The sequence below is a fragment of the Thermostichus sp. OS-CIW-26 genome (assembly GCF_054058395.1).
Map to the genome: position 1 here is coordinate 102,005 of NZ_JBSSAG010000006.1, position 9,342 is coordinate 111,346.

Annotated in this window: 9 protein-coding genes; 6 read left to right on the forward strand and 3 right to left on the reverse strand. The window is 56.8% G+C overall.

Translation table 11 applies throughout. The annotated features are described in order from the left end of the window. Positions 1–93 precede the first annotated feature (93 nt). The 5 genes from ACVW0C_RS04655 (at position 94) to ubiE (ending at position 4,179) form a co-directional block, all read left to right on the forward strand. On the forward strand, positions 94–717 hold the full coding sequence (locus ACVW0C_RS04655; RefSeq protein ID WP_414399320.1) for a CatB-related O-acetyltransferase: 624 nt from the start codon (positions 94–96) through the stop codon (positions 715–717). A gap of 101 nt (positions 718–818) precedes the next feature. Next, the gene (locus ACVW0C_RS04660) at positions 819–1,097 is read left to right on the forward strand and encodes a hypothetical protein (RefSeq protein ID WP_457384481.1); all 279 of its coding nucleotides are present in this window, start codon (positions 819–821) and stop codon (positions 1,095–1,097) included. Between the two features lie 57 nt (positions 1,098–1,154). Continuing rightward, complete coding sequence (locus ACVW0C_RS04665; RefSeq protein ID WP_457384482.1) at positions 1,155–1,958, forward strand: hypothetical protein; 804 nt, start codon at positions 1,155–1,157, stop codon at positions 1,956–1,958. 97 nt (positions 1,959–2,055) lie between these two features. Continuing rightward, positions 2,056–3,297, forward strand: a complete 1,242-nt coding sequence (locus ACVW0C_RS04670) for an RNA-guided endonuclease InsQ/TnpB family protein (protein WP_457384483.1) — start codon at positions 2,056–2,058, stop codon at positions 3,295–3,297. A gap of 105 nt (positions 3,298–3,402) precedes the next feature. Then, complete coding sequence (gene ubiE / locus ACVW0C_RS04675; protein ID WP_414522813.1) at positions 3,403–4,179, forward strand: bifunctional demethylmenaquinone methyltransferase/2-methoxy-6-polyprenyl-1,4-benzoquinol methylase UbiE; 777 nt, start codon at positions 3,403–3,405, stop codon at positions 4,177–4,179. Positions 4,180–4,678: 499 nt separating this feature from the next. Here ubiE and ACVW0C_RS04680 read toward each other — a convergent pair whose 3' ends face one another. The 3 genes from ACVW0C_RS04680 to ACVW0C_RS04690 form a co-directional block, all read right to left on the reverse strand. Further along, positions 4,679–4,897 (reverse strand): hypothetical protein, encoded by a 219-nt coding sequence (locus ACVW0C_RS04680; protein ID WP_011432028.1) that lies wholly within the window; start codon positions 4,895–4,897, stop codon positions 4,679–4,681. Between the two features lie 197 nt (positions 4,898–5,094). Continuing rightward, the gene (gene cbiT / locus ACVW0C_RS04685; RefSeq protein ID WP_011432027.1) at positions 5,095–5,700 is read right to left on the reverse strand and encodes a precorrin-6Y C5,15-methyltransferase subunit CbiT; all 606 of its coding nucleotides are present in this window, start codon (positions 5,698–5,700) and stop codon (positions 5,095–5,097) included. 353 nt (positions 5,701–6,053) lie between these two features. After that, positions 6,054–7,070, reverse strand: coding sequence for a hypothetical protein (locus tag ACVW0C_RS04690; RefSeq protein WP_457384484.1), 1,017 nt, complete (start codon positions 7,068–7,070; stop codon positions 6,054–6,056). 315 nt (positions 7,071–7,385) lie between these two features. Here ACVW0C_RS04690 and ACVW0C_RS04695 point away from each other — a divergent pair, with 315 nt between their 5' ends. After that, on the forward strand, positions 7,386–9,197 hold the full coding sequence (locus tag ACVW0C_RS04695) for an N-acetylmuramoyl-L-alanine amidase (protein ID WP_457384485.1): 1,812 nt from the start codon (positions 7,386–7,388) through the stop codon (positions 9,195–9,197). Positions 9,198–9,342: the final 145 nt, after the last annotated feature.

Genomic DNA, 9,342 nt, shown 5'->3' on the forward strand with positions numbered 1-9,342 from the left:
TGGAAATCCACTGACGTTTGAGTCTAACCTCGACAACAGCCTGCTGAAGTCCTCAGCCGAGTGGTACCCGGTCAATCCTGAGGCTGAATCTCTATGCCCATCCGAATCGAGCACGCTGCCCAGCTGGAAGAGAAAACCTATTTTGCTCACGCCGGTTTAGAGCCTTTTCCTCTGCTCACGATTGGCTCCCTAAGCTACGGATATGAGTTTTTCCTTCATTGGATGGGAGAGTCATCCCGCGTCAAGATTGGACGTTGCACTTCGATTGCAGGAGGGGTGCATTTTTTCGTAGGGTACGAGCACCATACTGACTGGGTTACTACTTACCCTTTCACCCATTTACCTGATTCCTGGCGAGAGCTTCGTGCTTTGAAAGGGCACCCTGTAACTCGCGGAGATATTGTTGTTGGCCATGATGTTTGGATTGGCTATGGCGCTAAGATTCGCTCGGGGGTAACCATTGGAAATGGAGCAGTTGTTGGAATGGGTGCTGTGGTAACTCGAGATGTCCCCCCTTATGCCATTGTTGCGGGCGTGCCAGCGAGGGTGGTTCGCTACCGTTTTGCACCTGAAGTGATCGAGTGGCTTATCCAACTTGCTTGGTGGGATTGGCCCCTTGAAGCCATACGCCAGGCAGCACCTCTTCTCTGTCGGCCACTAGATCAGGAAGCAATGTCAGGGCTTTCTCAGATCAAGCAAAGCCTTCTTGCTGTTTGAAACTACTTGAGAAATTCCCCGCAGGCTAAGATGAGAGTTGGTTACGCTTGAAAAAACAATCTCGAATAACCTGACTGTACTTCAGGCTCAAAAGCTCGACCATGACAGATCCCAAGCCAATATCTTCGCCTGAACACAAGGCTTCTTCGGTCTCTTTTCGATCTCCTCAACCGCTCTGGCTCAGCCTAGCGCTGGGGATCACCACTGCTCCCGTTTTGTTGGGCTTGGTCTTGGCAGATCGGGCCGGGAAATGGCTGGGATCCCTGAGCTGGGAAGATCCGGGTTGGTGGCTGGGGGAGCGGCTGCCCAACTTAGACAGCGCCCCGCTACAGGCCCATGAGCAACAGCGCAAAAACTCTGCCCCGGTCGAGAACCCCTAGCTTCTCTGTCACTTTCGTATCATAGGAAAGCGAACTAGCAGCAGGAGTTAACAGCCTTTGCGTAGACCGGCCAAACCGTCTCAGGAGTTCGCCTCCACATTCTCGGGGGTGCTGTTCTGGCTGAGCGCGTTTCTCTTCACAACGGTGTTGAGTGCTTGTCTGGGCTACCTATTTGGTCAGCGAGCTCTATCGGGGGTTTCTTCTCCCGTCACCGGCGCCGGTCGGGCTTCTCCTTCCCGCGAAGTTCGGGATCCCCGTACTGTGCCTTTGCTGAACGAGGCTGAGGTAATTGCAGCAGTCCAAGCCAGCCTTCGTCCGTCCCCAACTCCCACCCCCCTCTTTACCCCAGCACCCACGCCGGTTGCAACTCCCACTCCAACACCCACCCCCAGATTGTCTCCTGAATTGGCGGCGGCCCCGTCGCCAACTCCTCGCCCCGCCACTCCATCTCCTCCACCTTCTCGTTCCCGTCAGCAGGACGGAGTTCCTGCCCCGCCGGCGCCCACACCACCTCCGCCCCCCCTACCAATTGCCGCCAGTGGACAGGTCTCTATGCAGGTGCTTTCGGTTCGTCGCGAGGGAAGCCAAGTGGTCTTGAATGTAGCTATGCAAAACAACTCGGCAGAGACGGTGCGCTTTCTCTATAGCTTCCTGAACATTACTGACGACAATGGACGGTCAATCAACGCGCTCACCCAGGGTTTGCCGGGGGAGCTGCCCCCCAATAGCCAAGTCTTCCAGGGAACCATCCGCATCCCAGCCTCGAGCCTAGCCGGATCCCGATCCCTGTCCCTGAGTTTGGCTGATTACCCCAGCCGCCGCCACCGAGTGGGAGCCAGTGGGATCCCAGTGCCGCCGTAACACCCCTCTTCCTTTAGCTTCAGCTAGAAATCGCAGGAGCCCCGCACTGTACCCGTAGGGTCAGTGCCGGGAGGAATGCGGAAGTCACAATAGAACCATGACCCAAGTCCTGACCGTATCCTGCAAGCTCAAGGCGTCCCAGTCGCAGGCCGCCAAATTGGACGCGACTTTGGAGGCTTTTGGCCAAGCCTTGAACTGGGTCAACCAGAACACACCCGAGAAAGTCGCCAACGCCGTTAAGCTCCAGTCTCTGTGCTACCGCGAAATCCGTGCCCGGTTCGGCTTGTCCAGTAACTTGGCAAGGACTACGTCCCGCTTACGCGACCAGCAGGTCTGCAGACGGCTGGCCGGTGCCCGTAAAGTTGCCCGACAGAAAAACCGCCCCGTCAAAGCGTTCAAGAGAGGCTTTGCGACCTACGATGCCCGTATCTTTTCGTTTCGCGAGAAAGACTGGACGGTGTCGCTGACCACGGTGGAGGGTCGAGAGCGCTTTGAGCTGGCGATTGGCCGTTACCAGAGAGAACAGTTGGCGGGCTCCAACCCCAAATCCGCCACTCTGGTCAAGCGCAAAGACGGTTTCTACTCCATTCAAATCTGTGTGGAAACGGAACCGTGCCCACCGCAAGGCACGGATAGAGTGCTGGGCGTGGATTTGGGAAGGACGGATATTGCTCATACATCGGAAGGAGATAACTGGAATGGACAGCAGTTGAACAAAGTCCGAGACCATCACTCGCGGTTGAGGGCGGTACTTCAACGCAAAGCCAGTAAGGGCACCCGCAGTTCGCGGCGCAGATGCAGAGAACTGTTGCAACGGCTGTCTGGCAAGGAAAGACGCTTTCAGTCGCGTCAGCGTTGCGTAGCAAAAACGTGGGTCAATCATCGCATCTCCAAAGCTATTGTCTCTAGGGCAAAGACCACAAACAGCGCTATTGCCCTGGAAGACCTGACAGGGATCCGGGAAAGGGTCAATCAACAACCCCGCAGCAAAACCGAAAGGCGCAGGGCCAACAGTTGGGCGTTCTACCAACTACGTCAATTTCTGGAATACAAGGCGAGGGTTGCAGGGGTTTCTCTGATTCTTGTTCCGCCCGCCTACACGTCGCAGACCTGCCACCGGTGTTTGCACATCCATCCCGACCCTGCGCAATCCTATCGCAGTGGTAAGTCGTTCAAGTGTGGGCACTGTGGATGGGAAGGAGATGCGGACTTGAATGGTGCAAACGTAATTGCGCTCTTGGGGGCTGCCGTAAACCAGCCTAGAGGTTCGGGCCTGTTTTGTTCTCTGGTAGAGCAGAGCAGGCTCAGGGCTACTGAAAGCCCGCTCCGTACCGCTTAGCGGTCGGAGCCGGGTAGTTTACACCACAGATCCGGTCACGTAGCGTTGCGGAGCAACAGGAGCAACAAAGTTTGTACGGGGAACATGAGGTGGAGTTGAGAAGAGGTGCCTAGCCCAACCTTTGAACAGCCTGAGGAAATCCGAGCGCTTTTTGACCGCATTGCTCCCCACTATGACTCCCTCAACCAAACCTTGAGCCTGGGCCTCCATCAGGTTTGGAAGCGTATGGCCGTGCGTTGGTCGGGCGCCAGCTCAGGAGGATATGTGCTGGATCTGTGCTGTGGAACCGGTGATCTGGCTCTGCAGTTGGCCCGCCGAGTAGGACGAAGGGGACATGTGGTGGGCCTAGATTTCTCTCCCGCCATGCTGGCGATTGCCCGGCGTCGCTCCCGGCTCTTCCCTGGCTACTCCCTGGAGTGGGTTTTGGGAGATGCCTTGGCCTTACCTTTTCCCGACAGTAGCTTCGATGCCATTACCATGGGCTACGGCTTGCGCAATGTAACCGATATTCCCCAAGCCTTGCGAGAGATTAGGCGAGTACTGAAGCCAGGACGTCGTGCCGCCATTTTGGATTTTCACCGCCCCACAGGGATCCCTCTTTGCGAACAATTTCAGCGCTGGTACTTGAACACTCAGGTGGTCGCCCAGGCCAAAACTTTGGGACTGGGATCCGAATATGCCTACATTGATCCCAGCCTAGATCGCTTTCCCTCTGGAGAAGAGCAACGACAAATGGCCCTGCAGGCAGGGTTTGCCAGTGCCAAGTTCTACCCCCTAGCGTGGGGCATGATGGGGGTACTGGTGATTGAGAAGTTTCGTATTGTTTCCATTAATTCCACTAATTCCACTTCCCCGAAGGGAAGCGACTCTCCCCGATTATAACCCTTGTCCAGAGCGGGATCCAGGGGCCTAGATCGACAGGGTCTCGTTTAAGGACTCCGTCCCGCTGGCGCGAACGGCTGCAATTTCCCCTTATTTTTCTCCGCCGAGGGGCCTGAAACCCTTGCCCAGAGCGGGATCGACCGGGTCAACGGAAGAATCAGGGTTTGAGGCTTGTCGCCGACCCTGTCGCTAACTGGGTTGGTGTAGAAATTGATATGGATCCTCCTGCCCCCCTTGAGGTTGCTGGGGAGCTGCCTCTGAGAAGCGGAAGCAGGGGGCCAATGAGGGCAAGATGAGAGGCTAGGGAGCGACGACATAGCAATCTTGGGAGAGGCGCTCGTTGCCTCCCCACTTTGCCAGCTTGCTTCCGCCGCAGGCAGGTATGAAGACCGGGCTTGAGACCCGGTTTTTAGGTAAAACTCCCTGAGTAAAAGTTCTCAATAGAAACTACCAAAGTTACTGCAGGAGCTGGGATCCCAATTTGGGAAGCTTGCGAACCCTAAATGCCTGGGGACTTGCTGGGTGGGCTTTCTTCGGCTACTGCTTGCCTGCGTCGATCCCCGATGCCGCAATCACCACAGCATTCCGGTCGCTTGAAGTCGTCCCAATGGATGCAAGCCCGGCAGCCTTTCAGCATTTCCGGCCAGCGCTCCCGAATCAACAGTTGCCGCAGTTTGACTTCCCGTGACTCCTGAAAGGGGTGTTGGAATTGATCCATAGCTATTGGGTTTCCCAGCTCTCTTATCTGGTATAAAAGCAGATTTGAGTTTGGGATCGAGAAATATCAGTATAGCTTAAGGTTTGGGTGACCCAATCTTTTCTGCTGGTTCTAAGACAGCCGAGATAAATCAATCCACTTTTATCCATCACCTTAGGAAAAGATTTACCAAAAAATGTAAACAGTTTACACAAAACTTAGCCCATTTTTTCTCCGCTCAAAACAAAGGTGGGATCCAGTGCCAGCAGCATTTGAGTCCGACCGCGGTGTTCCAGGCGGTTCACCGCCGATTGAATCACCTCCACATGATGAGCCCGCACAGCGGCCAGGCCGGCAGAAAGGCCGTAGAGCCCATCCAAAGAGTTGGTCGTCGCCACGACCCGCCCGTTGGGGCTGAGATGGCTCCAGCAGGCTTCCAAGATCTCGCGTAGGGGGTGGCCTCCCTCAATGCAGATGCGATCCGGTGCCGGAGAAAGGTGTTGCAGACAATCGGGGGCAGTACCTTGAATCACCTGCACGTTGGTGAGGCCAAATTTCTCGCAATTGCTCTCGATTAGGCTGACTACCTCGGCATCTCGCTCGATGGCAATCACGCGAGCTTTGGGGCATAGAACAGCCGCTTCAATGGCAATTGTGCCGGTTCCGGCGCCGATATCCCACAGGCAGTGGTTCTCTCCCAGGCGCAACTGGCTTAGCACCAACACGCGCACCTCACGAGGGCTCATCGGGATCCCTGGGATGCGTTCAAAGGCAGAGTCTGGGATCCCTGGGGTGCGGTAGGGCCAAGAGAAGGCGGCTGACATGGGTAAAGTACCGTTGCAGAGGAAGTTTGTCTATACATATCCCTCAGCATAGAGCGAATGCTCAACAGGCCATCTCCAACCTGATAGGGGTGCCGCTTCTCCCGCCCAATCATTGCCCAGATGGGCACCACAAACGCCCTCTGAGCTCAACGGAGTGGTTGGAGCAATTCCCAACCGGCAAAGCTGCAGTCCAAAACCAAAATGATCCTGCCCCCTTGAGGAATCGAGTTGGACACTAGGGAAGTTCTGGAGACAAGCGGGATCCCTTTTACCCAAGAGCTCATTTTGCGCCGGATGTAGCTGGTGCTGCCGAAAAAAGCTGTGGTTGGGATAATGATCGCTATAGGAGGATCTTAAGAACGTTTCCTTGAACTGGAGCCTATCAAACCATCCATCCAAAGAATAAGCTTTGCTCGCAGATACAGCCAAATCTCATCATTTGCCCGCAACAGGAATAGAACATATAGGCTCAATACGACGAAAACACACAGGTTCCCTAAAAAAGTGTAGGTTTGGATAATTTGATCGGTGCTCCAGCCAAAGTCGTAGTTTAGGCGGTTCATATCCCCCCTGGCATCTCCTTGGCCGCCCAACAAAGTTCCCCAGGGAACCTCGGCCAATCCCAGTCTGATGCTGTGCCATTCCCAAAAGCTTCTCCACAGGCTGCTGCTCGCGATCCCCAGCACGACAAATCGCCAAAAATCCCATCGCCAACGATCTGGCAGGGGAAAATAAAAGCTGGCCATCAAAAAGGTGCTGAGATAAAATTCTCCTCCAACGCCGCTAAAGACAAACAACATCTCCCAGGTGCGATTGGGCATCAGCCAGGTCATGTAAAACTGCAATAGAGCAAGAAAGATGGCCAGCACCTGCAGCCACCCAATCCGCTCCTTGCGGGCTGACCAGAAGAGTAGAATCAGTAAAAAGAGGATTCCAAAATACACAAAGGGATCCCTCTGCGAGCTAACGCTTGTCCAGCCGATGGGCAGAGGCAAAGCCCGATACCCGCTCCACCAGGCGACGGTGGCATGGCCAAATTCGTGGATCCAAATGTGAAGAGGCAAATGCAACAACTGCAACAAGCCTATGTTGTTCACCATCAGGGCCACCGCAAACGCAGCCGGGTAAGCCCAAGCGTTGACTGCCCAGTTATCGAAGGAAAACCGATCCCAACGCTGCCGGGATCCCAGCTTTAGGCTCTGCCGCCAGAGCAAGCGTGAGCCGCGGAAAGCGCAAATCTCCACTTGATCCAGCCGTGGAATCCGCAGTTGCTTCAGGATCAGAAACAGTTGGGCGGCGGCAACTTGGGGGGAGAGCTGAGGCCGATAAGGGGATCCGAATGAGGTGAATGTGCAGGGTCTCGTCGGCAAAGTCTACCCGGACACACCAGCGACGCCGCAGCAGTTCTGTCCGCACAACCTGCACAATTGACTGGGCGTGTCCAGCTCGGGCCAGGGCTAGGGGATCCGGTGGCCTGGGCATCCCAAGATACCTCGCCGGAGAACAAGCAGGAAGAAGAAGGGGCGAGCCTCTACCCATCATCCCCCAGCCCTGCAGGCAAGAGCGGAATTGCGCTCCTTCCCAGGCTGCTCCGAAAGCAGGTTGGTATAGTTGCAGGTGTGGGGAGTGGATGGAAGGTCATGCCCGAATTTGGCAAGCCGGGGTCAAGGCAGATATGGGGGGCGATGCTGCTGTTGAGCTTGGCGGGGGCAGGGCTGTTTCCCCCGGAATCTGTCCAGGCTCAGGCGATTACAGCCCCAGGTTTATCGCGCATTGAGCGTTGGTACTACGACCCCCAGCAAGGGCGGCTGGAAGTTAACACCCAGGGCGAGGTGCGGCCTTTTCTGTTCGTGCTGCAGAATCCGCCTCGGGTTGTGCTGGATTTTCCCAACACCCGCTTCGGACGGGAGCCCCAGACCCAGACCTTTGCAGGCCGTGTCGCCTCTGTGCAGATTAGCCAGCTTACGGATACCATCACCCGTTTTGTGCTCTATCTGCAGCCGGATCAGCCTCTCAGCCTCAACCAACTGCAACTGCTCACTGCCGGCCCCTCCCGCTGGGCTGTTCAATTCACCCAGGCCGGATCTCTCTCTTCTTCTCCCCCTTCATCTGCCGGCTTATTGGGAGGTTCCAGGGATCCCTTCCCGCCGTCCCCGCCTTTGCCGACACTGCCTCCCCGACGCCCGGCACCCACCCCATCTCCTCGCTCCGGCCATCAAATTTTAGAGGTATCCCCGCAAGCAGAAGGCTTTTTTATCCGTACCCAAGGCAGCCCCTCCACTACGGTGCGGCGCATCCTCGATCCGGATCGGGTAGTGGTGGATTTTCTCAACACCACCCTCAGCCCTGCCCTCACCCAGCGAGCTTATGTCATCAACCGTCTGGGGGTTTCGCGGCTGCGTATCGGGCAGTTTGAGCCCACCGTTGCTCGGGTAGTGCTGGATGTGGATTCCTCCGGTGGCGACTGGGAAGCCCGCTACGACCCACAGCGAGGTGGGATCTGGATCCAGCCTGCCGGCGGTGCTGCCCAGGCCAGCCTTTTGCCCGAGGTCAGCTCTGTCAACAGCAGTGGGCCGCTGGCCACGTTGCAATCGGTTCAGCTCCAGGGCAACCGGTTGATCATCAGCGCCGATGGATTCATGTTCTACCGGGCCGGCTGGGATCCCGAGAGTGGTGGCTACCGCATCAACGTGGCGCCCGCTCGCCTGCCCCAGTCTATGCCGGATCCCGGCTTGCCGGTTGGAGGGCCGGTGGAGCGGATCCGCTTTGTCCAGGAAGATGCCCGCACGGTCAGCATTCTGGTGCAGCCCGCCGAGGAGTTCAATGTCTTCGAGCCCAACCCCGGCCAGGGATCCCGCCGCATTACCTTGGAGCTGCGACCTCTGAATGCTCCTCCACCAATACCTCAGCCGCAGACGCCCGGCCCTGCCTCCCCTTCCACCCCCCAATCTCTGAACCGGACGGTCATTGCCATCGACCCCGGCCACGGGGGACGGGATCCCGGTGCCATCGGGGTGGATGGGATCCAGGAGAAGGACATCGTGCTCTCCATTTCCCACCAGGTACGACGACTGTTGCAGGAGCGGGGATATGGAGTGGTGATGACCCGCACCGATGACCGGGAAGTGCTGCTGCAACCGCGGGTGGATATGGCCGTTCAGGCCAACGCTGCCCTCCTGGTGAGCATTCATGCCAACGCCCTGGATCGCTCCGGCATTCACGGCATCGAGACCTACTACCTGCGACCCGATAGCGCCGAGCTGGCCGCCATCTTACACCGCAGCTTGGTCAGGGCTACCGGCGCTGCTGACCGGGGGGTGAGACGGGCCCGCTTTTTTATGGTGCGGGAAACACCTGTGGGTATGCCCTCCGTGCTGCTGGAGTTGGGATACGTAACCAACCCAACCGAAGGGCGAAAATTGGCTACTGCCGAATATCAGGCTATTTTGGCGCGGGCCATTGCCGATGGCATTGAGACTTTCTTGCGCAGTCGCTAGCCGTTGGCTGAGCTTGTTCATGTCTATCGGATCTCTCAATTGATCCTTAAGTAAACTACCCGGCTCCGACCGCTAAGCGGTACGGAGCGGGCTTTCAGTAGCCCTGAGCCTGCTCTGCTCTACCAGAGAACAAAACAGGCCCGAA